The 25,024-nt window shown below is 43.7% G+C and carries 26 protein-coding genes, 1 tRNA gene, 1 pseudogene and 1 riboswitch; of the genes and pseudogenes, 23 read left to right on the top strand and 5 right to left on the bottom strand.

Annotated elements, in window-relative coordinates; genetic code table 11:
- The first annotated feature begins 67 nt into the window (after nt 1-67).
- From NIE88_RS18120 to NIE88_RS18105, 4 genes are all read left to right on the top strand, one after another.
- On the top strand, nt 68-583 hold the full coding sequence (locus tag NIE88_RS18120; protein WP_253064316.1) for a hypothetical protein: 516 nt from the start codon (nt 68-70) through the stop codon (nt 581-583).
- 672 nt (nt 584-1,255) lie between these two features.
- Nucleotides 1,256-2,119 carry a DUF6612 family protein gene (locus NIE88_RS18115; RefSeq protein ID WP_253064315.1) on the top strand — a complete coding sequence of 288 codons (864 nt, stop codon included), beginning with the start codon at nt 1,256-1,258 and terminating at the stop codon, nt 2,117-2,119.
- Between the two features lie 17 nt (nt 2,120-2,136).
- Nucleotides 2,137-2,760: a DUF975 family protein gene (locus NIE88_RS18110; RefSeq protein ID WP_253064314.1), complete on the top strand. Its 624-nt coding sequence runs from the start codon at nt 2,137-2,139 to the stop codon at nt 2,758-2,760.
- A gap of 173 nt (nt 2,761-2,933) precedes the next feature.
- Complete coding sequence (locus NIE88_RS18105; protein ID WP_253064313.1) at nt 2,934-3,506, top strand: NAD(P)H-dependent oxidoreductase; 573 nt, start codon at nt 2,934-2,936, stop codon at nt 3,504-3,506.
- Nucleotides 3,507-3,561: 55 nt separating this feature from the next.
- Here NIE88_RS18105 and niaP read toward each other — a convergent pair whose 3' ends face one another.
- Nucleotides 3,562-4,767: an MFS transporter gene (niaP, locus tag NIE88_RS18100; protein ID WP_253064312.1), complete on the bottom strand. Its 1,206-nt coding sequence runs from the start codon at nt 4,765-4,767 to the stop codon at nt 3,562-3,564.
- A gap of 597 nt (nt 4,768-5,364) precedes the next feature.
- Nucleotides 5,365-5,554: pseudogene (locus tag NIE88_RS22880) on the bottom strand (helix-turn-helix domain-containing protein); the annotation flags it as partial.
- Between the two features lie 244 nt (nt 5,555-5,798).
- Here NIE88_RS22880 and NIE88_RS18090 point away from each other — a divergent pair.
- Together NIE88_RS18090 and NIE88_RS18085 are read left to right on the top strand one after the other, a co-directional pair.
- Complete coding sequence (locus NIE88_RS18090; RefSeq protein ID WP_253064310.1) at nt 5,799-6,122, top strand: MazG nucleotide pyrophosphohydrolase domain-containing protein; 324 nt, start codon at nt 5,799-5,801, stop codon at nt 6,120-6,122.
- Nucleotides 6,123-6,177: 55 nt separating this feature from the next.
- Nucleotides 6,178-6,630 carry a spore germination protein GerW family protein gene (locus NIE88_RS18085; RefSeq protein ID WP_253064308.1) on the top strand — a complete coding sequence of 151 codons (453 nt, stop codon included), beginning with the start codon at nt 6,178-6,180 and terminating at the stop codon, nt 6,628-6,630.
- A gap of 48 nt (nt 6,631-6,678) precedes the next feature.
- Here the strand turns inward: NIE88_RS18085 and NIE88_RS18080 are convergent, their stop codons facing one another.
- Entirely contained in the window at nt 6,679-7,038 is a 360-nt protein-coding gene (locus NIE88_RS18080; protein WP_253064306.1) for a Lin0512 family protein, read from the bottom strand.
- Nucleotides 7,039-7,428: 390 nt separating this feature from the next.
- Between NIE88_RS18080 and NIE88_RS18075 the strand changes: the two genes are divergently transcribed.
- The 5 genes from NIE88_RS18075 to NIE88_RS18055 all read left to right on the top strand — a co-directional run bounded on the left by NIE88_RS18075 (nt 7,429) and on the right by NIE88_RS18055 (nt 13,209).
- Nucleotides 7,429-8,499, top strand: coding sequence for a BMP family lipoprotein (locus NIE88_RS18075; RefSeq protein ID WP_290446591.1), 1,071 nt, complete (start codon nt 7,429-7,431; stop codon nt 8,497-8,499).
- A gap of 243 nt (nt 8,500-8,742) precedes the next feature.
- Nucleotides 8,743-10,266, top strand: a complete 1,524-nt coding sequence (locus tag NIE88_RS18070; RefSeq protein WP_253064302.1) for an ABC transporter ATP-binding protein — start codon at nt 8,743-8,745, stop codon at nt 10,264-10,266.
- Complete coding sequence (locus NIE88_RS18065; protein WP_309247055.1) at nt 10,263-11,327, top strand: ABC transporter permease; 1,065 nt, start codon at nt 10,263-10,265, stop codon at nt 11,325-11,327. The genes NIE88_RS18070 and NIE88_RS18065 overlap by 4 nt, the downstream gene beginning before the upstream one ends.
- A 2-nt stretch (nt 11,328-11,329) precedes the next feature.
- Complete coding sequence (locus tag NIE88_RS18060) at nt 11,330-12,295, top strand: ABC transporter permease (protein WP_253064300.1); 966 nt, start codon at nt 11,330-11,332, stop codon at nt 12,293-12,295.
- A 317-nt stretch (nt 12,296-12,612) separates the two neighbouring features.
- On the top strand, nt 12,613-13,209 hold the full coding sequence (locus NIE88_RS18055; RefSeq protein ID WP_253064298.1) for a histidine phosphatase family protein: 597 nt from the start codon (nt 12,613-12,615) through the stop codon (nt 13,207-13,209).
- 69 nt (nt 13,210-13,278) lie between these two features.
- Here the strand turns inward: NIE88_RS18055 and NIE88_RS18050 are convergent.
- Nucleotides 13,279-13,349, bottom strand: a tRNA-Gly gene (locus NIE88_RS18050).
- A 367-nt stretch (nt 13,350-13,716) separates the two neighbouring features.
- Between NIE88_RS18050 and NIE88_RS18045 the strand changes: the two genes are divergently transcribed.
- Nucleotides 13,717-13,986, top strand: a complete 270-nt coding sequence (locus tag NIE88_RS18045) for an ACT domain-containing protein (protein WP_253064296.1) — start codon at nt 13,717-13,719, stop codon at nt 13,984-13,986.
- Between the two features lie 20 nt (nt 13,987-14,006).
- Nucleotides 14,007-15,362 carry a PFL family protein gene (locus NIE88_RS18040; RefSeq protein ID WP_253064295.1) on the top strand — a complete coding sequence of 452 codons (1,356 nt, stop codon included), beginning with the start codon at nt 14,007-14,009 and terminating at the stop codon, nt 15,360-15,362.
- 98 nt (nt 15,363-15,460) lie between these two features.
- Here the strand turns inward: NIE88_RS18040 and NIE88_RS18035 are convergent, their stop codons facing one another.
- Nucleotides 15,461-15,649, bottom strand: coding sequence for a hypothetical protein (locus tag NIE88_RS18035; RefSeq protein ID WP_253064294.1), 189 nt, complete (start codon nt 15,647-15,649; stop codon nt 15,461-15,463).
- Between the two features lie 181 nt (nt 15,650-15,830).
- On the opposite strand from NIE88_RS18035, the gene NIE88_RS18030 reads away from it, so the two are divergent.
- The 10 genes from NIE88_RS18030 to NIE88_RS17985 all read left to right on the top strand — a co-directional run bounded on the left by NIE88_RS18030 (nt 15,831) and on the right by NIE88_RS17985 (nt 24,765).
- The gene (locus NIE88_RS18030; RefSeq protein WP_253064293.1) at nt 15,831-16,589 is read left to right on the top strand and encodes a polyphosphate kinase 2 family protein; all 759 of its coding nucleotides are present in this window, start codon (nt 15,831-15,833) and stop codon (nt 16,587-16,589) included.
- A 170-nt stretch (nt 16,590-16,759) separates the two neighbouring features.
- Nucleotides 16,760-18,301, top strand: coding sequence for a Ppx/GppA phosphatase family protein (locus NIE88_RS18025; protein WP_253064292.1), 1,542 nt, complete (start codon nt 16,760-16,762; stop codon nt 18,299-18,301).
- A 65-nt stretch (nt 18,302-18,366) separates the two neighbouring features.
- Nucleotides 18,367-19,374, top strand: coding sequence for a UDP-glucose 4-epimerase GalE (galE, locus tag NIE88_RS18020; RefSeq protein WP_253064286.1), 1,008 nt, complete (start codon nt 18,367-18,369; stop codon nt 19,372-19,374).
- A 305-nt stretch (nt 19,375-19,679) separates the two neighbouring features.
- Nucleotides 19,680-19,785: riboswitch (SAM riboswitch) on the top strand.
- 146 nt (nt 19,786-19,931) lie between these two features.
- Nucleotides 19,932-20,750: a MetQ/NlpA family ABC transporter substrate-binding protein gene (locus NIE88_RS18015; RefSeq protein WP_253064284.1), complete on the top strand. Its 819-nt coding sequence runs from the start codon at nt 19,932-19,934 to the stop codon at nt 20,748-20,750.
- 13 nt (nt 20,751-20,763) lie between these two features.
- Nucleotides 20,764-21,777 (top strand): methionine ABC transporter ATP-binding protein, encoded by a 1,014-nt coding sequence (locus NIE88_RS18010; RefSeq protein WP_253064282.1) that lies wholly within the window; start codon nt 20,764-20,766, stop codon nt 21,775-21,777.
- Nucleotides 21,777-22,439, top strand: a complete 663-nt coding sequence (locus tag NIE88_RS18005; RefSeq protein WP_253064280.1) for a methionine ABC transporter permease — start codon at nt 21,777-21,779, stop codon at nt 22,437-22,439. The genes NIE88_RS18010 and NIE88_RS18005 overlap by 1 nt, the downstream gene beginning before the upstream one ends.
- A 122-nt stretch (nt 22,440-22,561) precedes the next feature.
- Complete coding sequence (locus tag NIE88_RS18000) at nt 22,562-22,777, top strand: helix-turn-helix transcriptional regulator (RefSeq protein WP_253064278.1); 216 nt, start codon at nt 22,562-22,564, stop codon at nt 22,775-22,777.
- Nucleotides 22,774-23,241, top strand: coding sequence for a hypothetical protein (locus NIE88_RS17995; protein WP_253064276.1), 468 nt, complete (start codon nt 22,774-22,776; stop codon nt 23,239-23,241). The genes NIE88_RS18000 and NIE88_RS17995 overlap by 4 nt, the downstream gene beginning before the upstream one ends.
- 28 nt (nt 23,242-23,269) lie before the next feature.
- A complete protein-coding gene (gene psiE, locus NIE88_RS17990; protein ID WP_253064274.1) occupies nt 23,270-23,674 on the top strand; it encodes a phosphate-starvation-inducible protein PsiE in 405 nt (134 codons plus the stop codon).
- A 161-nt stretch (nt 23,675-23,835) separates the two neighbouring features.
- Nucleotides 23,836-24,765, top strand: a complete 930-nt coding sequence (locus tag NIE88_RS17985; RefSeq protein ID WP_253064272.1) for a manganese-dependent inorganic pyrophosphatase — start codon at nt 23,836-23,838, stop codon at nt 24,763-24,765.
- Nucleotides 24,766-25,024 lie beyond the last annotated feature (259 nt).

Genomic DNA, 25,024 nt, shown 5'->3' with positions numbered 1-25,024 from the left:
CGGTGATGCGGTCAGCCGCCACATTGATCATCGATTTTATACGAAGATGGATGCCTATGTCGAAGCGATGACCCAGCTCTCCATCGATAAAATCACAACGAAGAACACGATCAATGTGAAGCAATACAGGCCGCGAACCTCAATTGCATCAGTCGGCGGTGCAAAGCTGCTGAAGAAAGAGATCACGCTTGACGACCTCTTCAGCAACAACGCCCTTATGGATGCTTCAATCAAAAGCGAATACGAGCGCTTCAAAGCCATGACCGCATCGAAGCAGGCAGAGAAGGTCACGTTCAATCAATATAAGGAAGCGATCCAGTACAGTCGCAGCTTCGACTATAAATCGATCCGTGACAAACAGATCGATAAAGAGCTCTGGGTGAATCTAGCGGCAGCCGGCGGGATCATCATCCTCGGCATTGTCTGCCCGCCGGCGGGTATTGCGGCAGGCGTTGCTTATGGGACGATGCAGGTCACCGAAGCCGCAACCGGTACCAGCCTAATCTCCGGACGTAAGCTCAGTAAGGAAGAACGCGTCACCGAAGGCGTATTTAATGTACTAGACGCGTTGTACCTGGACTGAAAGCTGCCGGAGCGTTTGGCGCGATTGGACGTGCAGGGAGTAAATCATTCAGCACTGTAGGCGAACTGTCTCAGGGAATGAAGCAGACAGAATCATTAAGGTTTTTAGACTTGAGAACTCATGGAATTCGCAAAACAATAGAAATTAAGGAAGGTATAGGGGAAAAACAGAACCTTTTGTTTTTGACAAAAAAATACTATTAGATAAAATTGATGCGCTTATTGAAATAAAGAAGCCGATAAAATTTAAAAATCAAAAAGAAAAAAGAACGGAGATTGAGCAAAAAGACATTAAAGCTTATCTTGAAAAAACACCTGAATTTCTTTTATTTGGTAAAGATTTGGTTTAAACTAAGATTATATTAAATCCGTTTAACGTCCATACCAACGGACTTTTTTGTACTATAAGAAAGTATTAAAAATTCACGGAACATAGTATAAATGCAACTAAGACTTCGCCTTTGTCAGGGGCTCGGTGAAGCCAAGTTTTCTAATAAAACCTCGTGGAGAACTGCGTAAGATTCTATAAATAGATTCCTCAAACGAGCAGAGCTCAGTCGGCTAGTAGAAGTTCTGTAATTTCCAATCGGTAGTTCTTTTCCTACAACTATAAATTTGACTACACGTTTTTTCATCCATGATCAATGAATCATACATAGGAGGATAAGAAAATATGAAAAAAAGAGTGATTCTTGCGCTAATACTCTCTGTTCTTTTAATCATTGCGGGCTGTGGTGCCTCAACCGGTGACAGCGAGAAGAAAAACCACAAATCGGAACGAACGGCGACAGCAGCGCTTGTCCATGTTGTGAAGCAAACGAAAAAAATAAGCAATATGGAAATGAAAACGAATATGATGATTGTACTGGCAGAGGGTGACCAGAAAAGTACGCAGCAGATGGAGACTGACTCCAAGCTTTATCTGAAGCAGCCATTCCTCTATCAAACAACTAAGCTCAACAATGAAACAGGGAGCGGCAAAAATTCGACGAATATGGAGCAATATGCAGATAATGATGCTATGTATCTTAAAAGTGGGGACAACGGAAAATGGATATCGGTTCCTTTTGACAGCGATGCGGGAAGAACGCTTAAGGACTCGATCTGGAACCAAACCGACCCGTCAACACAGTTGGATCTTCTCAGGAATTCCGAAAAAAATTTGAAAATAAGCGAAAAAGGGAGCAACTATCGGATTCAGTTTCATGGAGATAAGAAGTCTATGGAAACACTCATTAAGAAAGCGATGCTCAGCAGTCTCAGCGAGGCAAAAAAACAGGCACTGAATCGTTCGCTCGATCTCTTATCCTTTACATCGATGTCCTACGCTTATGAGGTCGATCAGAAGACCTATCAGCCTAAGTCGCTCGACATTGCCTTTACTGCTAAACCAAAGAGTACGGCTTCAGGATCAATGAAAATGACGATACATTCTCAGTTCTCAAAGATTAATCAACTGGAAAAAATGACGATTCCGGCTGAAGTTAAGGAAAAAGCAATGAAGATTGATGCGGAGCGTCTGCAAGGACAATTTTAATTAGGGAGAGATTCTCTATGGGCTTTAGTGCCTCAATTAGAAAATCGGCAAGAGATGTATTGAGCGGAAAATGGGGCTCATCGGTTGGGACAACAGTGATACAATTTCTGTGTATCGGCGCTGCACCTTATTTTTTTATTGTGATTACGAATATTATTCTTTTTTCGATTATCATTGCGAGCCACGGTTCTGACACAGCTGCGCTGGCAACTCTGTTTACGGTCTATCCTATTGAAGGATTGGTGTTTATGATTTTTAACATTGCGCTTTCGACAGGGTATCGTTGGCAATTTCTGGACCTCTATCGGGGGAATTCGTACGGCATCGGTGTGATGTTCCAATCTTTGGATTCGATGAGAAAAATAGTTAGACTTTTTGGTGCGGCTCTCCTGCTTTTCCTGTATACGCTGCTTTGGTCTTTGCTGCTGATTGTTCCGGGAATCATAAAATCCTATTCTTATTCACAGACTTTCTATATTTTAAAGGATCACCCAGAGTGTACGATCAATGAGGCGATCACGGAAAGCCGCCAATTAATGGACGGTTATAAGTGGCTGGGCGCTTCTTACACTTTTGACCCTCGGAATAGGCAATCTGTGGCTGATGCCCTATATCACGACCGCACAAGCAGCCTTCTATGATCAACGACTCAATCATGAGGAACCTGTTGATACTGCAGATGATGGTTCCCAATGCACAACTATAATCACAGTTGAAAATAAATACGTCCTGAGGCGTAGTTTCGTTCTATACTTAAGTCCGTATGCCATCACTGTTTTTTCAAGTATGCTGTTGAAAAAGGGGGCGGAAACTTATGTCTGTTCTTGTCATCTATGCTCATCCGGATCCGGCAAGCTTTAATCACGCGATTTATGAGCAGGTTGTACGTGGATTGAAGGATAAGGGGCAGGCTTATGATGTCATTGATTTGTATAAGGAAGGCTTTGATCCTGTGCTTGTGCATAATCAAGAGAAAAAGCGATCGGAAATGAAGAATGATCCGGAATTAGCATCATATCGCCGTTTGGTCAAAAAGGCAGATCATCTGATTTTTATCTATCCGATCTGGTGGTTTGGTATGCCGGCCATACTGAAAGGATTTATTGATCGCGTGTTTGCATCAGGTTTTGCATACACATACAAAAAGAACATTCCGGCCGGACTGCTGAAGGGAAAATCGGCAACGGTGATCTATACACTTGATTCTCCCGGCTTTTATGAGCGGCTGATCCGCCATAGTCTGGAATGGCAATCGGTTAAAGGGCCGATTTTCCATTTTTGCGGAATTCGGCCGGTGCGCCGATTTGTTTTTTTCGGCGTGCGAACAAGCAGTGAACAGAAAAGAAAGAAATGGCTGGAAAAGATTTATCAAGTCAGTCGTAATTAATTAAAAGAGGCTTCCCCATATGCATGGGAGGCCTCTTTTAAAGCTAAAAAGTTTTTTACGCCAATTCTTTGTTCTTCGTCTCTTTGCCGAGAAAGAGTACGGCTAAAATAGCAACAATAATGGAAATGCAGAAAATCGTGAAGATGCCGCCGATGGATACCTTCTGCACGAGCAGATAGCCGACCAGAAGCGGTCCGAAAATACCGCCGATTCGTCCGAATGCTGCTGCCATGCCTGTACCGGTACCACGGATGACTGCCGGGTATTGTTCCGGTGAATAGGCGTACAACGCGCCCCAGGCACCGAGGTTAAAGAATGAAAGCAGAATGCCGGAAGTCAAAATGACCGGCAGTGTCGTCGCGTAACCGAAGAAATAGGCGAAAACGGCTGTACCGAGCAGATACACAATCAGCACCCACTTGCGCCCCCATTTTTCAATCAACCATGCGGCAGTGAAATAGCCGGGAAGCTGGGCGAGTGTCATGATCAGTACGTACCCGAAGCTTTTAACCATACTGAATCCTTTAAGCGCGACGACACCCGGAAGCCAAAGAAACATTCCATAATACGAGAACACAACGCAGAACCAGAGGACCCAAAGCATTACGGTTTGACGCACATATTTTTTCGACCAGACTTCGATGATATTATGCAGAACCGATGGTTTATCGTGCATCGTCTTCGCAACATAGTTTGCTGAATCATGGATATTCCAGCGGAGATAGATGGCATAGAATGCCGGAAGCGCTCCGATCAGCAAAGCAATACGCCATCCGAATGGCGGAATAATAAAGTACGAAATCAGTGCCGCGATAATCCAGCCACCTGCCCAAAAGCTTTCGAGCAAGACAACAATCCGACCGCGTTTTTCCTTAGCAACACTTTCGGAAACAAGGGTTGAAGCGACAGGAAGCTCGCCGCCAAGGCCCATGCCGATGAAGAAACGCAGAATAAGAAAAATGGTGATTCCCGTAGCCAATGCTGACAGACCGGCACCGACAGAGAACAAAAGCAGGGTTAAAATAAGAACGTTTTTCCGCCCAATCCGGTCCGCCATTAATCCAAAAATAAGTGCACCAACCGCCATACCGATTGAACTAATGCTGCCAATCCAACCCATTTGAACCGAATTCAATTTCCAATCCGCTGCCAAAGCGGCAATGATGAACGACAGCATACCGACATCCATCGCGTCAAACAGCCAGGCAAGACCGGCAACGCCGAGCAGCTTTTTTTCCGAGGGGTGATTCGTGAGTGACATAATATCCTCCTAATATAATGAGTACAGCTCTTAGTGTTTGCAAAACAGAGCCTGTTCATCATTTATTATTCAAATCTGTCCCCATTATAATGACGAACTTTACAAGTGTAAAGACACTTGTGGAAAACATTTTTCTAAAACACCGAAAATTATTGGAATAAGTCATTTTGTTCTCGTGCAAAAAAGATTGATGCTTTCTTCACTGCACTTTTTCATTTTTTTCAAGTTATGATTTTAAAATCAGAGTTGCCAGCCACCATCCAAGGCCTAAAATAACAACAATTCCTGACAACAGCACAAATAATTCCATATGCATGCCGACCATATAAATAATGGTCGCAACAGCTGTCAAAAATAGTGCACCTAATAAAAGCCAAGTCGGGACGCCGTGAATAATTGCCAAACCGGCGGTTATTAAGACCAATCCTCCAACGATAAAAGACATAAACTCGCTATTCATAAAATTAAACGGAAATTGAGCAGACCCCCAAATGCTTACAATGACACCCAGCGCAACCAAAACATAGCCTAAAATTGTTAATCCTGACATTGTCATCCTGCTTTCTTTAATTAAATTTTCCTGAAACGTTTTATCGCCTTTGACTAGTTCATCCAAGGACAGATTAAAGATGTCTGAGAGCTTCAAAATTTTCTCAATGTCGGGATAACTTTTTCCCGTTTCCCATTTTGAAATGGCCTGTCGAGAAATATTCATCTTCTCTGCCAACTCATCCTGTGACCAATTTGATCGTTCGCGTGCTTCTTTGATCCTGCTTCCCAAATCCATAATCCTGCTCCTTTCTGTATTAGGTAGTTTGTAGTCTAGCCTTGGATGCTGATCAAGTAAAGATATATATAGGTGCTTGGTTTGCAACGATCCGTTGCATCTTCGTTCTGCCCTGACATTCACGTAAAAATATGTTCTTGATTTGATTGCTTATAACCATTATTGTCCAACGAACACGTGTGCTATAATTGATTCATGAAAAGTATAAGATCCTTTACGGAAAGAACAGATGGAGGAATAATGCATGAATTTGAAAGAAGTGCAGGAATGGGAGAAACAATTTTACGAAAAACGCGGATGGAAGGGTCTTCCTCCATACATACGTGTCGGTTTTTTAATGGAAGAGATGGGAGAGGTGTCTCGCGCGGTTCGCGCCTATGAAATAGGACGTGATCATCCCGGTGAATCTGCCGAAACGAAGGACGAGATCAGACAGAATCTATCTGAAGAAATTGGTGATGCGCTCTCAAATTTGGCGATTCTTGCTGATCTGTATCATTTAAGTTTAGAGGATGTGGTGAGCGCACATCGCAGTAAGCTCACGAAACGGTACCAAGAACAGGGATAAAAATTTTTCATTAATTATTGTGATTTTCGGGTATTGTTCTACTGGGCAGTGTTAAATGAGTGTTTTTCTGTCGGATAAAATACTTCTTGATAAACGGATTGATGATGGGGGAGTAGGTAAATTGGATAAATCAGGAACAGAGAATCACAATGTACAGGAAAATGTGGAAAATGCTTCCTTTATGGAAAAGTTGGTTTGGCTCATCTCAAAATCAAAGGGTGCGTCCATTGTTTACGGCGATCCGATAGATCGAGGCGACAAGCAGGTGGTGCCTGTTTCCAGAGTTCGTATTACCGGTGGAGGCGGCGGAAGCACACATGGAGAAAAAGCGGGACCGAACGGAGGTGGTGGAGGTGGCTATGCATCAGTAAAACCGCTGGGCGTTTATGAAATTGACAAACAAAAAACGACGTTTAAACCGGTTTACGATCTTAATTTTCTTGTGCTTATTCTCTCCATTCTTACATTTGGATTGACACTGATCAACAGAAAATCAAAAAAGCGTTAACAAAAAGAGGCTTGGAATAGTGCATTTTCAGGCCTCTTTTAAACAGAATCAATAACCAACTTCTACCGAAGCGTTGACAATATACATTAAATCGTTCGTATCATTTTGTTCTTTCAAGAAGATGCCGCTCGGAGCCGCCATGCCTCCGTCCATGACTTCAATGTGAACCGTTCCATAAGGAATTTCTGCTTTTACTTTTTCGAAATCTAACGATTCTTTATCTCTGGGAACTGCCAAACGGATGGTGACTTTCATGTTGTTTAAATCGTTTTCCGGAAGAAATCGAGTAATCCCTGGCATTGAATTTCTATGAATCGCATCGCGTACGGCTCGAACTGCGGCTGTTGTGACATCTTGTCCGTGAACGTCGGTGCCGAATCCCGTTTCAATGAATAAAAGGTGCTCCATAGCGTTACCCCCAAGCGAAGATTTTCAACATCATTATAACAAACTTAAAAAAGAGATTGCAGTAAAGTGCCTGCAAGTGAAAATGTCCGTGTAAGAAAATCCGACAAAAAAGTCATTTTTTTCCGTACAAGAACTAGAATAAATATAAAATACTATTTTCTGGTATGCAGTCAGGAATTGGACAAAGCAAGAATTAACGGAGAAATTGCATGAATCATGAAAATTTTATTAGGAATAATCTAGTAAAGGCGAACAATTATTGCATTAAGTGACAAAATTTACGCTTTTTCTCCGTTTTTTATTTCCTTTTCGACACATATAAGCTATAGTAAAGTCTGTGAGTTAAATTCAAAAGATTTAGCGGGGGGTTTTTAAGTGTTTAAAAAGAGAATGGCAGTGCTCGTAGCCTTTGTTGTTGTACTGGCTTCCGTTCTTGCGGGATGCGGCAACAGCAAATCAAGCGGAAGCAGTGCAACGAAGAAGGCCGCTTTCAAAGCAGGAATGGTTACGGACACAGGCGGCGTTGATGACAAGTCCTTTAATCAGTCTGCTTGGGAAGGCTTGACCAGCTTTGCTAAAGATAACGGTCTTAAAAAAGGATCGGGTGTTAAATATCTGCAATCAACTCAGGCATCGGATTATTCACCGAACCTGAATACAATGGTTCATCAGAACTATGATATCGTTTATGGTATCGGATTCTTGATGCAAAGCGATATCCAGAAGATTGCCCAGCAAAATCCGAAAGCGCACCTTGGCATTATTGATGCCGTAGCTGTTGATAAGAACAACAAACCTCTGAAAAATGTAGCAAGCATTACTTTTAAAGAACAGCAAGGCTCGTTCTTAGTTGGTGTCGTAGCAGGTTTAACAACGAAAACGAATAAAGTCGGTTTTATCGGCGGTGTTAACTCCGCGTTGCTTAAGAAATTCGAAAACGGCTTTAAAGCCGGTGTGAAGACGGTGAACCCGAAAGCGGAAATCTACGCTCAATATGCTGGAGCGTTTGATGCACCGGATAAGGGACGTGCAATCGCCCAAACGATGTATACAAAGGGTGCTGACATTATTTACGCATCCGCAGGCAATACAGGTAACGGTGTATTTACTGAGGCGAAGAACCGCGCGAAGAATGGCAAGAAAGTATGGGTCATCGGTGTTGACAAAGACCAGCATGATCAAGGTATGCCGGAAAACGTAACTCTGACTTCCATGGTAAAACGTGTTGACCAAGCTATTTACGATGTCACGAAGCAAACAAAGGCAGGTAAATTCCCTGGTGGCAAAGTACTTGAATTCGGGCTTAAAGAAAACGGTGTCGGTATTGCACCAACAACAGATAATGTTTCAAAGAAAGCACTTTCTACTGTCAATGATTACAAAAAGAAAATCATTGACGGATCGCTCACGGTTCCGACAACAGATAAGGAATATAAGGAATACCTTGCAAACTTGAAGTAATTACTTGATTTATTGCTTATGGATGAGGCGTTACTATGCCTCATCCATCAATTATAATTAAGGCAAACATGACTTTGACATATAAAGCCTGTCTTAGAACAAGCTTTTCTTTATACAGATAGGAAATTACGTAGATAAGAAATGAGTGGTGACTAGTATAAGAAAAACTAAAGTTCAGCCGGCATCAGGAACTTAGCTTCACTAAGTTTTTCTTTACATATTCGGAGATGGGGGACTTATGGCATGTCCTATGCAATTGAAATGAGGAATATCAGGAAGGAATTTCCTGGTATTGTGGCCAATGACGATATCACCCTTCAGGTGCAAGAAGGAGAAATTCATGCGCTGTTCGGTGAGAACGGAGCCGGCAAGTCGACGCTGATGAATGTTTTGTTCGGGTTGTATCAACCTGACCAAGGGGAAATTTATGTTCATGGGAAAAAGGAATTGATTAATGATCCCAATGATGCGGCTCGGCTCGGCATAGGCATGGTTCATCAGCATTTTATGCTAATTGACAAGTTTACTGTTGCTGAAAACATTATTCTTGGCAGAGAACCTAAGAAGCATGGGGTTCTCGATATGGCAAAGGCCGTAAAGATTGTCAAGAAACTCTCTGAAAAATACGGATTGGACGTTGATCCAAATCAGAAAGTTGAAGACATTACAGTTGGCATGCAGCAACGTGTAGAAATTCTGAAGACGCTGTACAGAGGATCAGACATATTGATTTTTGACGAACCCACTGCTGTTTTGACCCCAATTGAAATCAAGGAACTGATTGAAATTATGAAGCGGCTTGTGGGTGAGGGGAAGTCCATCATTTTAATTACGCATAAACTGAAGGAAATATTTGAAGCCTGCGATCGATGTACAGTTATTCGCCGCGGGAGGAATATTGATACGGTAGCGATTACGGACACGAACCCGAATGATTTGGCCAGCATGATGGTAGGGCGCAAGGTCAATATTCAGGTAAATGATGCGCCTTATGATCCGAAAGAAAAAGTTCTGGAAATTGAACATCTCAATGTGCTTGATTCGCGAAAGGTTGATGTGATCAAGGACTTGAATCTGACTGTTCATGGGGGAGAAATTCTCGGTATTGCAGGTGTGGACGGTAATGGACAGACTGAATTGATTGAAGCGATTGCGGGTCTGAGAAAGGTTAAAGACGGCAGTATTAAAATTAACAATGATGATGTAACCAATCAAAAAACGAGAAAAATCATTGAAGCGGGCTTGGGTTATATTCCGGAGGATCGGCAGAAGCACGGACTTGTGCTGGACTTCTCAGTCGGTGAGAATATGGTGCTGCAAACGTACTATAAGAAACCGTACGCTCAAGCAGGTATTTTGCATAACAAAGTGATCACGAAAAAAGCGAAACAATTAATTCAAGAATTTGATGTGCGGACTCCGAGTGAGAGAACGCTTGCCCGTTCACTGTCAGGAGGCAATCAGCAGAAGGTGATTGTCGCAAGAGAGGTAGACCGGAGCCCGCAATTATTAATTGCGGCTCAGCCTACCCGAGGCTTAGATATCGGTGCGATTGAATTTATTCACGGCAAGCTGATTGAAGAAAAGAAAAAAGGCAAAGCGGTTTTGCTCGTATCCTTTGAATTGGACGAAATTCTTCACCTTAGCGATCGTATCGCTGTTATTTACGAAGGACACATTATTGATATTGTTGATCCGAAAAAAACAGACGAGAATGAACTCGGCTTATTAATGGCCGGGAGAAAGAAAGGAGGAAGTGAGGCGTGAGCCGCATATTGAAAAAGATCAATTGGATGACACTCCTTATTCCTGTCGTTTCTGTTATTCTTGGGCTGCTTTGCGGTGCAGTGATTATGCTGATCATTGGTTATAATCCCGTGCTTGCTTATCAATCAATTGTTGAATCTATTTTTCTTCAGCCTTATTACGGAGGCGAAACCATTCGGGCAATGATTCCCCTTATGTTGGCCGGAATTGCTGTTGCTTTTGCCTTTCGCACCGGTCTCTTTAACATTGGCGTTGAAGGACAGCTGCTCGTCGGTTGGTTTGCTTCAGTCGCCTGTGCAATCTGTTTCGACCATCTGCCGAAAGTTATTTTGCTTCCGATGTCGATCACAGCCGGTGGAGCGGCAGGGGCACTGTGGGGCTTTATTCCCGGACTTCTAAAAGCACGATTTAAGGTACATGAAGTTATTTCAACCATCATGATGAATTATATTGCCCTATATACGACTGCGTATTTAATTAAGAATTTCTTATATACAGAAGGTGAACGCACACCAACGATTCCGGCTGCGGCTTCCCTTGCTTCGACGTTTCTTGCCGACCTGACTCAAGGATCACGACTGCATTGGGGGTTTGTCGTTGCCATCATTGCTGTATTTGCAATGTGGTTCGGTTTGTGGAAAACAACGAAGGGGTATGAGCTGCGGGCTGTCGGGTTCAGCCCGGATGCCTCAAAGTATGCTGGAATGAACGTTAGTCGAAACATTATGCTTTCACTGACGTTCTCCGGAATCTTCGCCGGACTTGGAGGGGCAATGGAAGGATTGGGAACCTACCAGTATATGACGATTAATTCCGCATTTACAGGTATTGGCTTCAACGGCATAGCCGTGGCGCTGCTCGGCTTGAATACTCCGTTAGGCGTCGTACTTTCCGGTGCGTTGTTCGCCGGTCTTCAAACCGGCGGCATGACGATGCAGTCGGAAGCCGGAGTACCTGTTGAACTGATTCAGATCATCATCGCTCTGATTATTTTCTTTGTCGGCTCCGGTTATGTGATCAAGTGGGCGTTCGGCCGTCTATCGAGAAAGGGGCATAAATAATAATGAGCTTTTTTGAAATCTTGACGATTATTATTCCTTCGACGCTGCTTACAGCTGCCCCGCTGATTTTTACATCATTGGGCGGCGTATTCTCCGAACGTTCCGGGGTTGTCAATATCGGATTGGAAGGCCTGATGGCAGTCGGCGCCTTTACAGCGGCGATTGCTACTTTGGGTTTGGAACATGCAGGATTAGGAGATGCTTCGCCGTGGCTTGCGATTGTCATTGCTGCCGTTGCCGGAGGAGTTTTTTCACTGATTCACGCAGTTGTTTCCATTTCATTTCGTGCCGATCAGACGGTCAGCGGTGTGGCACTCAATTTCCTGGCTGCCGGTCTGACTATTTTTCTTGTGAAAATGATCTATGATGGAAAAGGACAGACCCCATATATTACACACAACATTGATAAAATTAACATTCCCGGCCTGTCTAAGATTCCGATTATTGGTCCGATCTTTTTTCAGCAAGTGACCTACACATCTTATTTGGCCATCCTTATTTCGCTTTTGGTTTGGTTTATCATCTTTAAGACGCCATTTGGTTTGCGTCTGCGTTCGGTCGGTGAGCATCCTGCGGCCGCGGACACACTCGGTATTAGTGTGAGCAAAATGCGCTACATCGGTGTTGCGCTGAGTGGTGTGTTCGGCGGTATCGGCGGTGCCGTGTATCTCGTGACGATCACATCCAATTACAATGTGTCAACGATTGCCGGGCAGGGCTTCCTAGCGCTGGCGGCTCTGGTTTTCGGTAAATGGCATCCAATCGGAGCCATGGGTGCGTCGATGTTCTTCGGATTTGCACAGGCACTCAGCATAACTGGTCAGCAAATTCCGTTTTTAGATCGTTTGCCTTCTGTGGTCATGCTGACCGCACCTTATGTTCTGACCCTGATTGTACTTACCGGATTTGTCGGTCGGGCCGAAGCGCCAAAGGCTGACGGCATTCCGTATATAAAAGGACAGAGATAGTCTCGTAGTGATAAAAGAGGCAGCTCATCAGTTGTTTTTTTGACGATGCGGCTGTCTTTTTATCTTTTCTTCAATGGTGTACCCGTTTTGACGTCTGCAGATCCTTTCGTCTGCCTTCATCAAATGAGAATAACTTAAGGGTGTATGCTCTCTTCATTGGAAGAATTGACTAGTACCGTGTCCAATAAATGGATAGAAAGATTTAAAAACGCAAAGCACAGGAAATAATTTTTCGCTATAATAAGAATTAAGACTTAAAGAAGCATGAGCAAAATTTGTATCAGTGAAAACCAGAAGAACAAGTTGGAGGTTTGATCATGACGACAATCTGCCTGGTCAGGCATGGGGAAACCGATTGGAATGCAATGGGAAAACTGCAGGGGCGCGAAGATATACCGCTTAATGAACGGGGAAGAAAACAGGCAGAAATGGTTGGGGAATCTCTGCAGTCAGTAAAGTTTTCGGCTGTTGTGACGAGTCCGCTGCTTCGCGCAAAACAAACTGCCGAGATCATAAATAAATTTGTAGGGAAATTGCCTCTAATTGAAAATGCCGATTTTATTGAAAAAGCGTATGGAAAAGCATCTGGTCTGACAATTCCGGAACGTGACGAACAGTTTCCGGATGGCGTTATTCCCGGAATGGAGCCTATAGATCTGGTCAGGAAACGTGTCATTCACGGATTATCTGCTGTAAAACAAAGCTTTCCCGGTCAACCTGTACTGCTTGTCGCGCACGGCGGCTTGATCAATGTTATTCTGGCCCTGCTGTCCGGCGGAAAAATCGGAACCGGTAAAACAAAGCTGTTCAACACATGTATCAGCCACATTGCGACGGCCGGCGATTCGTGGGAGATTCTTGATTATAATCGCATTGATCATTTAAGTAAGTTCGGCAAGGTGACCAGTATCTGATTTCCTTTTCGTAAAAAAAAAGAGCGGTTTCCCCGCTCTCAATCTCAATAGGCTGCGAAATGAAGTTAAAGCGGGTGATGGGAATCGAACCCACGACGAGAGCTTGGGAAGCTCTAATTTTACCATTAAACTACACCCGCAAAAGTGCTTTAAAAACCATAACTTATCTTATAAGAATGGATTCTTTTTGTCAATGTTCAAGATTTGCTTGCATCGAATGATTTTCTTGAGATAATGAACTAGAGTTTGGCTGAAAACAGTACGGTCGAAGCTCTGTTTTGATATTGGCTTTAATAAAGGATCATGTTCGTTACTAATTATTGACCCGTTTGTGAAAAGCACAGGCTTTTCAGTTTGCTGAAGGTCCACCTATTTGAAACGGGGGATGGAAGCTTGCTTTCAGTGCCAGCATCTATCAAATGGGTGCCAACATGATGTTTCAGATTGTTTTGATAAAAAGATTAAAAAACATGAATTAAGACAAACAAACAACAGGGAGTGGCAAAAGTGAAGGCAATTTTAACGGTAATCGGTAAGGATAGAGTGGGCATTATTGCTGGTGTCAGCGGCAAGCTTGCTGAACTGCATGTAAATATTCTCGATGTTTCACAGACCATTATGAACGGCTATTTTACCATGATGATGATTCTTGATTTATCTGAAGCAGGGGACAGTTTCGGTGAGATGAAGAAATTACTTGCCGATAAGGGAAACGAGCTTGGCGTCCAAATTAAAATTCAGCGAGAAGAAATCTTTACATCAATGCACAGTCTATAAGGCGGAGGATATCGAAAATCATGGAAACAACACAAATACTTGAAACAATTCGGATGATCGAGGAAGAAAAATTGGACATCCGTACGATCACAATGGGCATTTCGCTTTTGGATTGTATTGACAGCGACGGAGCAAAAGCACGAACGAAAATCTATGATAAAATTACACGACAGGCGGAAAAATTGGTACGGACAGGGGAAGCAATCTCTGATGAGTTCGGTATCCCGATTATCCACAAACGTATTTCCGTTACCCCGATATCACTGATTGCAGGGGCTTCACAGGATGAGAATTATACAGCTTTTGCTCAAACTTTGGACAAGGCAGCAAAGACAACAGGCGTTAATTTTGTCGGCGGATTCAGCGCCCTTGTTCAGAAGGGCTATACGTCCGGTGATCGCAGACTGATTCGGTCTATTCCTGAAGCTCTTGCAGTCACCGACTTTGTCTGTTCATCTGTTAATGTCGGATCAACGCGTTCCGGTATCAATATGGATGCGGTAAAGCAAATGGGCGGTATCGTCAAGGAAACCGCAGAACGAACAAGGGATCAGCAAGGCCTGGGATGCGCAAAACTGGTTATTTTTGCGAATGCTGTTGAGGACAATCCATTCATGGCGGGTGCTTTTCACGGTGTCGGTGAAGAAGATTGTGTGCTTAACGTTGGTGTAAGCGGCCCCGGTGTCGTAAAGCGTGCGCTTGAGAAAGTGAAAGGTCAGCCGTTTGATGTCGTATCCGAAACCATTAAAAAAATTGCGTTCAAGATTACACGGATGGGTCAGCTGGTCGGACATGAAGCCTCGACTCGACTCGGTGTTCCATTCGGTATTGTTGATCTGTCTCTGGCACCGACACCGGCAGTCGGCGACTCAGTAGCCCACATTCTTGAAGAAATGGGGCTTGAATCGGTTGGTACGCATGGAACGACGGCTGCACTGGCACTGCTGAACGACGCGGTGAAGAAGGGCGGCGTCATGGCGTGCAGTCATGTCGGCGGCTTGAGCGGTGCATTCATTCCTGTATCCGAAGATGCCGGAATGATTCACGCAGTGGAGCGTGGTGCACTTAATTTAGAAAAGCTCGAAGCCATGACAGCCGTTTGTTCTGTTGGGCTTGATATGATTGCCATTCCTGGAGACACTCCTGCGGAAACGATTTCTGCAATGATCGCCGATGAGGCGGCAATCGGTGTGATCAACAATAAAACAACTGCGGTTCGTGTCATTCCTGCTCCTGGTAAAATGGTTGGCGATACGGTCGAATTTGGCGGCTTACTGGGGTATGCACCGGTCATGGATGTTAATCGCAATGCTTCAACGGACTTTATCGCACGGGGTGGCAGAATTCCGGCGCCGATTCATTCCTTTAAAAATTAGAATTTTGCTGAAATAAATGGTGAAAACAGCTACTTCCTTAAACGGCAGCAAAATAGAAAGAACGGAAACCGATAAAAAGGTTTCCGTTCTTTTTTAGCTTAGCGGTTGTTATTACGGCTCTGATCGTTTTTATGATCATGGCCTTCATGATGATTGTTTGAATCCGCGTGGTCGCCGGTACGTTGCGCACGTTCTCTTTCTTCTACAGAATGTTCATCAAGCGGTTCGGCAAATTCTTCATTGAATTGCTTAGAAGCTTTATTGCTTTTTTCCTCTTTAAAACTCACGATGCTCCCAGCTTTCTTTTTGGTTTTTGACGTCTCCGTCAAGAAGTAGTGTGAACGTATTTTAAATAATTATGCCTTGCATCATTTCAGTCAGTTCCTGCGGGTGGTATACGAATAAAAAGGATATAAAGACGACGATTACCATATCCTAAATCAACTGCAAAAAAGGAGAAGATAAAACATGAAAAGCGGCCATTTGGATGAAGTGAATTTACAAAAAGGAATCGCCAGCAGGGATACTTATGAAAAGAAATTGGTCAAATATCAATTAAAGCTGCTGTCCATGCAGCATCTTTTGATGGAACATAAATTAGGAGTGATTTTTGTTTTTGAAGGCTGGGATGCAGCGGGAAAAGGAGGAGCAATTAAGCGAGCCGTGGCGAATCTTGATCCGCGCGGTGTTCGGGTTTGGCCAATTGCTGCCCCTGCACCTCATGAAAAACGTTATCACTATATGCAGCGATTCTGGAGAAAGATTCCTCAATACGGTCAGATCGCTATTTTCGATCGATCCTGGTACGGACGTGTCCTCGTTGAGCGGGTTGAACAGTTGGCAGAACCTAAAGAGTGGAGACGTGCTTATCAAGAAATCAACGCATTTGAAAAAGAATTGACTGATGATCGTTACATGATTGATAAATTCTGGCTGCACATTGATAAAGCAGAGCAGTACAAACGATTTAAAAAGCGTGAATCCGATCCGCTAAAAAAGTGGAAAATTACGACTGAAGATTGGCGGAATCGTGAAAAATGGGATCACTATGTGACGGCAGCTGAAGAAATGTTTGACAAAACCGACACGGCCGCGGCGTGTTGGCATATTATCCCTGCCAACAGCAAATGGTATGCCCGTATCTCCATTCTGAAGCAAATGACTCGATCAATTGAACATCATCTCAAGACAAATGGTGTTGATCTTGAAGAACTTTCCGATCTATGATCCTGTAACACAGCGTCATCGTTTAGCTTTTACCAAACAAAATAGTTTCTGTCACGACAGGGCATGCTTTTGCAGTTTGTCTTTTTTAAGTTATACTTTTGAGTAAAGGTGTGTTTATAAAAGAAGATGATTTATGCGCGGATCGACGGATAGGCGGGAGGGAAATGTTTTTGAGCATTTTGCAAAAGCACGCAATCATTGACATCGGATCGAATTCGATTCGGCTTGTGATTATTGGCGTTGATCAGGACTTTTTTTCGAAAGAATTGCTGAATTTTAAAACCGTAGCACGATTGAGCAACTACATAGATGAAAATGATCAGCTGAGCACGAAAGGCGTGTCTATACTTTTGGATGTACTGAAAAGGTTTCGGTTTATCATTGAACGCGAGAAAGATGTCAGCATTGTTGATGCTTTTGCCACGGCCGCAATGCGCAAAGCGAAAAATCGCGGAGCCGTTCTGAACTGTGTTTTTAATGAAACCGGCCTCAATGTCCGACTCCTTTCAGGAATGAAGGAAGCCTATTACGGCTATTTTGCGGTCATTAATTCAACTTATGTTGAGGACGGGATCACAATTGATATTGGCGGCGGCAGCACAGAGGTTACCATGTTCAGAGGACGCCGGTTGATTCATTCGCATTCCTTTTCATTTGGGGCTGTAACTCTGTATCAGACCTTCTACAAAGATAATGATCCGTATGCCGGAGACCGCTTGGAGGCATATATAAAGAAAGAGTTCGCCTCGCTTAAGTGGCTGTGCGGCAATGAGCTTCCAATTATCGGTATCGGGGGAACTGCCAGAAATCTGGCGCGTATTGACCAGATTCAGGAACATTATCCACTGGTGGGGCTTCATCAATATACAATTCCGCGTGAGCGTTTAAATCAGCTGAAAGAAAAATTGGCATCGATGACACTTGAGGAACGTGAAAGTATGGACGGGCTGTCAAAAGACCGGGCAGATATTATTTTGCCTGCCTCGGCAGTCATCAATTTATTAGTGAAGCTTAATCGCGGAGAACGGTTTATGTTGAGCGGAGAGGGACTGCGCGAGGGCGTGTTCTATGAATGGGTGCTCAAGCAAAGGAACGAGGAGTATATCCCTTACGTCTTGAATGAAAGCCTTCGGCAGCTGCGGCGCAATTTTAATTTAGACAGCCGCCATACGGCGTATGTGAAGAAATTAGCGTTTCAGATCTTTGACGGTATACTGAATTTATTCAAAGGAAATGATTCAGAGAAGCGGATTGCCTGGCTTCTTTCACATAGCGCAGATCTCGCCTATTTAGGCGAATTCATAAATAATGAGTCAAGCAGTGCGCAGACCTTTTATTTGCTGACTAATATGAACATCAATGGGATCAGCCACCGCGACCGCTTAGCCGTAGCTCTGATTGCTTCGTTTAAGAATCGTTCGAATCTGAGCAATTTCGCGAAACAGTTTCAGAAAATGGCGACTAAGGAAGAGATGAAGCTGTATGAGACACTCGGAGCTGTACTGCGTCTCGCGCATGACTTTGACCGTACAAAATTGCACGTCGTTGATCGATTGACAGTCAAACAGACGAAGAAAAAACAGCTTCAGTTGACGGCCTACTATCACGATGACGCTTATTTCGAAGAACAAGCCGCACAAAGGCATAAAAAACATCTGGAGCGAGCGCTGAAGACGTCGGTGTCCATTCAATTCAGAAATGCGGATAAATAGTGCTTGTCAGGCTTTTCAATAAGGTAGAAAATGGTAACAAAGAAGATAATGAGAAGAGGTTGTTTATGGCTATTTTAGTATTAGGCGGAGCAGGATATATTGGTTCTCATGCGGTTTATCAGCTCATTGAGGCGGGTGAGAATGTCGTTGTTGTTGACAATTTGCAAACCGGTCACAAAGAGGCGCTTCATCCGGACGCGAAGTTTTATCAAGGAGATATTCGTGACAAAGCATTCTTGGATTCTGTGTTTAAGAAAGAAAATATTAAGGGCGTCATTCATTTCGCCGCGAATTCTTTAGTCGGTGAATCGGTGGAAAAGCCGCTGAAGTATTTCAATAATAATGTTTACGGGATGCAGATCCTTTTGGAAGCTATGAACGATAATAATGTAAAGCACATCGTATTTTCATCAACTGCGGCAACCTACGGGGAAGCGGAAATTGTACCGATTACTGAAGACATGCCGACACAGCCGACAAATCCATACGGCGAAACGAAACTTACAATGGAAAAAATGATGAAATGGTGTGACCGTGCGTATGGCATGCGATTTGTTGCGCTTCGCTATTTCAACGTTGCTGGGGCAAGTAAATCCGGTGCAATCGGTGAAGATCACCATCCGGAAACACATCTAATTCCAATTGTCCTTCAGGCTGCAGCCGGCGAACGCGATCATATTTTCATTTTCGGTGATGACTATGCGACCAAGGACGGCACCTGCGTGCGTGATTATGTGCACATTGAGGATCTGATCGCAGCGCATCGTCTGGCGCTTCGCTACCTTTTTGACGGTGGTAAAAGTGATGTCTTCAATCTCGGTTCAAGTGAAGGATTCTCAGTTAAGGAAATTATTGAGGCGGCAAGAAAAGTTACCGGCAAAACCATCCCGGCCGAATTGGCGCCGCGGCGTGCCGGAGATCCGAGCACACTGATTGCTTCCCCGGAAAAGGCAAAGCGCGTGCTCGGATGGAACCCAAAGCATACGAACATTCCTGAAATACTTGCGGATGCATGGGCTTGGCACCGCAGTCACCCAAGAGGTTACGCGACAACGGCCGAATCAGCCAAGTAATAAACTTTATTAAAAAATTATGTTGTTCATACTATTTATTGGCTCAGGCGTAAAAGGTGCCGACTTTTACATTTTTCGACTTGCTGAAAGGTTTGTCGATTTGATGAATTGGCGTGTGAAGGATTGCTTTCACCTCCAGCATTCGTCAATTTGACGGTAAATGGGCCAAAAAACATCATTATCGTTTGATCTTACTAAATAATTAAGAACATCAATCTGCTTATGGAAATATATAGAATTTAACGACAGGGCTTTGACACATTCACAATTTCGCGGTACAATCATATCACTAACCAATTGAATAGTTCTTATCCAGAGCGGCGGAGGGACTGGCCCGATGAAACCCGGCAACCAAGCGAAGGCTTAGGTGCCAATTCCTGCAGAATCCATTCGGATTTTGAGAGATAAGAGAAGATACGGACGAATCAGGCTTCTCTCTTCTCGAGGGAAGCCTTTATTATTCCCGATTTCTTCAATAAGATTAGGAAACTGGATGATCGGAAAAGCCTTCGGTTAGAAACCATAGTATTCTTATATACAAACAGGAGGAAAAATCAGTGAAAAAGGTTACTGCATTTATCTCAGCATTACTTGCATTTTCTTTGGTTTTTGTTTTGGCCGCCTGCGGCAACGGATCTTCTAATGAATTGAGTGAAAAGGAAATTACAGTCGGCGTGACCGGCGGCCCGCATCAACAAGTCATGGAACAAGTCGCAAAGCTGGCGAAAAAAGATGGTCTGACCATTAAGCTGAAGGTATTCAACGATTATAACCAACCGAATATTGCGTTGAACGATAAAGACCTGGATGCCAACAGCTATCAGACACTCCCATTTCTCAAGGATCAGATTAAAAACAAAAACTATAAAATTACCGATGTCTTCAAAACCGTTGCTTTCCCGATGGGGATCTACTCGAAAAAAATCAAGGGTCTTAAAGATTTGAAAAACGGTGATAAAATTGCAGTGCCGAACGATCCGGCAAACGAACTTCGAGGTCTGCAGCTGTTTGAAAAAGCAGGTGTAATTAAACTGAAAAAAGGTTCCGGCGTCACGGCAACGAAACGCGATGTCGTCAGCAATCCGAAAAATTTGAAGATCGTTGAATTGGATGCGGCACAGCTTCCGGCACAGCTCGGTGAAGTGGCAGCATCAGCTATCAACACGAATTTTGCAATGGGCGCCGGATTGACGGTATTGAAGGATTCTATTTATCACGAACCACTTGTAAACAATCCATATCCCAACTATTTTGTTGTTCGTACTGATAATAAGAATGACAAAGTAGTAAAGCAGTTGAAGAAATATTATCAGTCGAAGGAAGTTAAAGCATACATTAAGAAACAGTTCGGCGGTTCTGTAGTTCCTGCTTGGTGAGGAGGGGGACATTTTGATTAAATTGCAGCATGTGTCAAAAACATTTCGCGTCGGGAAGAACAAGATTGAAGCCTTAAAGGATGTTTCTCTTGAGGTAAACAAAGGTGAAATTTTTGGTGTCATTGGCTTCAGCGGTGCCGGGAAGAGCACATTGATCCGCTGCGTGAATTTGCTTGAACGCCCAACCAGTGGGGAAGTCTTCGTCGACGGGCATGATGTTCTGAAACTGAAAAAAAAAGCACTGCGACAGATGCGCCGTAAAATCGGTATGATTTTTCAAGGATATAACTTGCTGGAGACTGCGAATGTTTATGACAATGTCGCAACACCGCTCAAACTGGAAGGCGTGCCGAATGAAGAAATTAAGGCGCGTACCGAAAAGTACTTAGAAATTGTCGGCTTGACGGATCGCAAGAGCGCATATCCGAGTCAGCTTTCCGGCGGCCAGAAGCAGCGTGTGGCCATTGCCCGTGCGCTTGCGCACGAGCCGGAAGTCCTGCTGAGTGATGAAGCAACCAGTGCGCTTGATCCGAATACAACCGATGCAATTCTTGAATTGCTTCTGAGGGTTAATAAGGAGCTTGGAATCACTATTTTCTTAATTACACACGAGTTGAATGTTATTCAGCGTATTTGTGATCGTGTCGCTGTTATGGAGAACGGACGAATTGTGGAACAAGGTTCTGTTGTCGATGTGTTTACACGACCGCAGCAGCCGATGACCAAGCGGTTCATCAGCACGGAATCCAAGTTTCAGATTCCGTCCACAGTCAAAGATGATTTGCTTAAATCCGGCAGACTGGTCAAATTGACCTTCCTTGGAGAATCGTCAAAGGATCCCATACTGGCGACGCTGGCCAAACAGTACGATGTGTTGCCGAGCATTATTGCCGGCGGCATTGATCAATTGAAGAATCAATCGGTCGGCAAGCTTCTTGTTCATCTGAAGGGCGATAAAACCCAAGTTGAGATAGCGGTCGGTTTCCTTCATGATCAAGATGTACTTGTGGAAGAGGTGAAGGACTAATGGCGGACTTTATCAATGAATGGGGCAGCGCAATTTGGGAAGGATTTATCCAGACCACACAGATGACGCTGATCTCACTTGCCTTTTCAATCTTGATCGGGCTTCCGCTCGGTGTGCTGCTTGTTCTGACACGGAAGGGTGGGCAATGGGACAATGCTGCGGTTTTTACAATCGTAAACTCATTAATTAATATCATTCGATCAATTCCGTTTATTATCCTGCTCTTTTTCCTGCTCCCGTTCACAAAGACGCTGGTTGGCACGACAATTGGCGTGAAAGGTGTTATCGTTCCACTCGTAGTTGCCTGCGCGCCATACATTGCCCGACTTTTGGAGACTGCCATGCTGGAGGTCAGCAAAGGCATTATTGAAGCGTATCAGTCCATGGGTATTTCGACTCCGAAAATCATTTGGCATGTGATCATTCGTGAGGCGCGTTCTTCAATCATTCTCGGTCTGACGATTGCCGTGATCGGATTGATCGGTGAAACGGCGATGGCTGGTTTTGTCGGTGCCGGCGGCCTCGGCGACTTAGCCTATCAGTTCGGTTATGTACGGTTCCAGCCGGATGTAATGTATGCAGTAATCATTATCTTGATTATTATTGTTCAGATTATCCAATCACTGGGCAATATCATTGCGAGAAAACTGAAGAAAAACTAATAAAGCGGTCGGCACAGACGAATGCGGTTCATTACGTTTGACTGCCGTTTTTTCTTTGTTTATAATGTTAAATAAAATTAACATTATGTTTAGCTAATTAAACATTGGGTGGGTCGCATGCTATGTATTTATCAAATCGAGTCAGGGAATTGAGAGCACGCTATGATTGGACACAGTCGGATCTGGGCGAAAAGGTCGGCGTGACGCGGCAGACCATTGCTTCTATAGAAAAAGGAGATTATGTCCCTTCACTCCTTCTCGGTCTGCAAATTTGTCATGTATTTAAGCTTCGCATGGAAGATGTTTTCGAACTGAAGAGAGGAGCGGATGAAGAATGAAACGTCTGTGGTTTTCCCTAATTATGTCATTCTGTACTATTATTTCATTCGGACTGGCAATGGTTCCGTTCATTCAACTGACAAACGGGCTGGCGGATCTGATTCGCAGAAATGAGGACAGTTATACAGTCGAGCTGAACATGATCTTTTTTCTTCCAATAATGGTATTAGGACTTATTGAAGCTGCTGATTATTTATGGAATAAACGAAAGAACAAGTCGTCATTCTGGATCTATCCGCTCATCATGCCATCAGATGACGAACGAGAGCGAGCCATTACGGCTAAGGCCTCGCATGCTGCTTTTCTCGCTATATGGGCAGTAGCACCGGTCTGTGCCGGTGCAATGTGTTTCTATCCGCTATTTGAAGAAAATTTTCCTATCTATCCGATTTTCGTTGTACTCATGATTCCATTAATTCAAATAACGGTATATTATCTAAAGATCAGGAAAATTTATTTGTAACTATTTTTCAAAGGGAGGTCGTGATCGTTTGAATCGGGAAAAAATTGACTGGATCATTACAACGGTGCTTCAGTGGACATTAAATCTTGTTCTTCTTGCACTGGCTGCTGTTTTAAGTGTCGCATTAATCAAAGAAACCTATCAGTTTTTCACTTATCTGTTTTTAAGTGAGAACGCCTCCTACTATCATTTGCTAGAAGGTATTCTCGTGTTCTTTCTCTATTTTGAATTTATCGCGCTGATCATCAAATACTTTCAGGCACATTACCATTTTCCGCTTCGTTACTTTGTTTATATCGGTGTTACGGCGATTGTCCGATTAATCATTGTCAGTCATGAAAACCCACATTCGGTTCTGCTGTATGCAATCGCCATTCTGGTGCTGGTCGCCGCCCTGTATATTGCCAATACAAAAATGCTTAGGCGTGAGTAAAAATGACGTTCCTTTACAAAGAATTCGTTGTCCGTTGATCAAATCAATGTGTACCTGAAGACTATTGAAATTCTCAGATAGTTAAGGTATGGTTTTGTTGAGAGACTATAAACGGGATATCTGTGAGTAGCCAATATACGTAACTATAAGGGGTCGAAAAAATGGGAAAAGTGCTTGTTTTCGGGCATAAGAGTCCTGATACCGACGCGATTTGCTCGGCAATCGCGTTCGCTGATCTGAAGAACAAACTTGGTGAAGATGTAGAAGCTGTCCGTCTTGGTGATTTGAATGGCGAGACGGATTATGTGCTGAAGCATTTTCAGATTGAAGCACCACGCTTGGTAAAAACCGTTGCCAATGAAGTGCCGGCCGTTTATTTGATTGATCATAACGAACGCGCACAAAGCGCTGACGACATTGAAAACGTGGATGTGCTCTCTGTTGTCGATCATCACAGAATAGCTAATTTTGAAACGAAAGCACCGCTTTATTATCGTGCGGAACCGGTAGGCTGTACGGCGACAATCATCAACAAGCTGTACAAAGAAGCCGGGGTGCCTGTAGCAAAAACAATTGCCGGAATTATGCTGTCGTCAATCATTTCCGATACGCTGCTGTTCAAATCTCCGACCTGCACAGAAGAAGATGTGAAAGCAGCAAAGGAACTCGAAACGATTTCCGGTATTGATGCGCAAACTTACGGATTGGATATGCTTAAAGCCGGTACTAACATCGCAGACAAATCAGCCGAAGAATTGATTTCCATCGATGTGAAGCCGTTCAAAATGGGCAAATATGCTGTAGAGATCGCTCAAGTCAATGTTGTGGATACAGACGACGCGCTCTCCCGCCAGGTTGAACTCGAAACGGCAATCAACAAAGAAATCGATGCAAAGAATCTTGATTTGTTTGTTCTTGCAGTAACTAATATTCTGACCAGTGATTCCGCCGCATTGATCCTCGGCAAGGCAGCGACAGCGGCCGAATCAGCTTTCAAGGTAACACTGGACAACAACGTAGCCACACTCAAAGGTGTTGTTTCCCGCAAAAAGCAGATTGTACCGGTGCTTACCGAAGAACTGACGAAATAAGCAGATTATATGAGAAAAGCAGAGGAGCATTTGGCTCCCTGCTTTTTTTAGAAAGTAGATGATTTTACAACAAAGCAAAAGGTTGTAAACTAAAAACGTCAGTGCGAACAGTGAGCAGGTAGAGACCACGCCGGTCATGAAATTCACCGAGGATCTTCCGAATACCCGGTGGAAAGGAAGCGGCCGGAGTGTCACTCAAGCACAAGGTCGATAGCCAAAAAACGGACCTTATTGTCCGGTTTTTTTTATACTATAATTA

The sequence above is a fragment of the Sporolactobacillus shoreicorticis genome (genome assembly GCF_024125445.1).
Lineage (GTDB): Bacteria > Bacillota > Bacilli > Bacillales > Sporolactobacillaceae > Sporolactobacillus > Sporolactobacillus shoreicorticis.
This window is presented reverse-complemented; position numbering and strand designations above follow the sequence as displayed.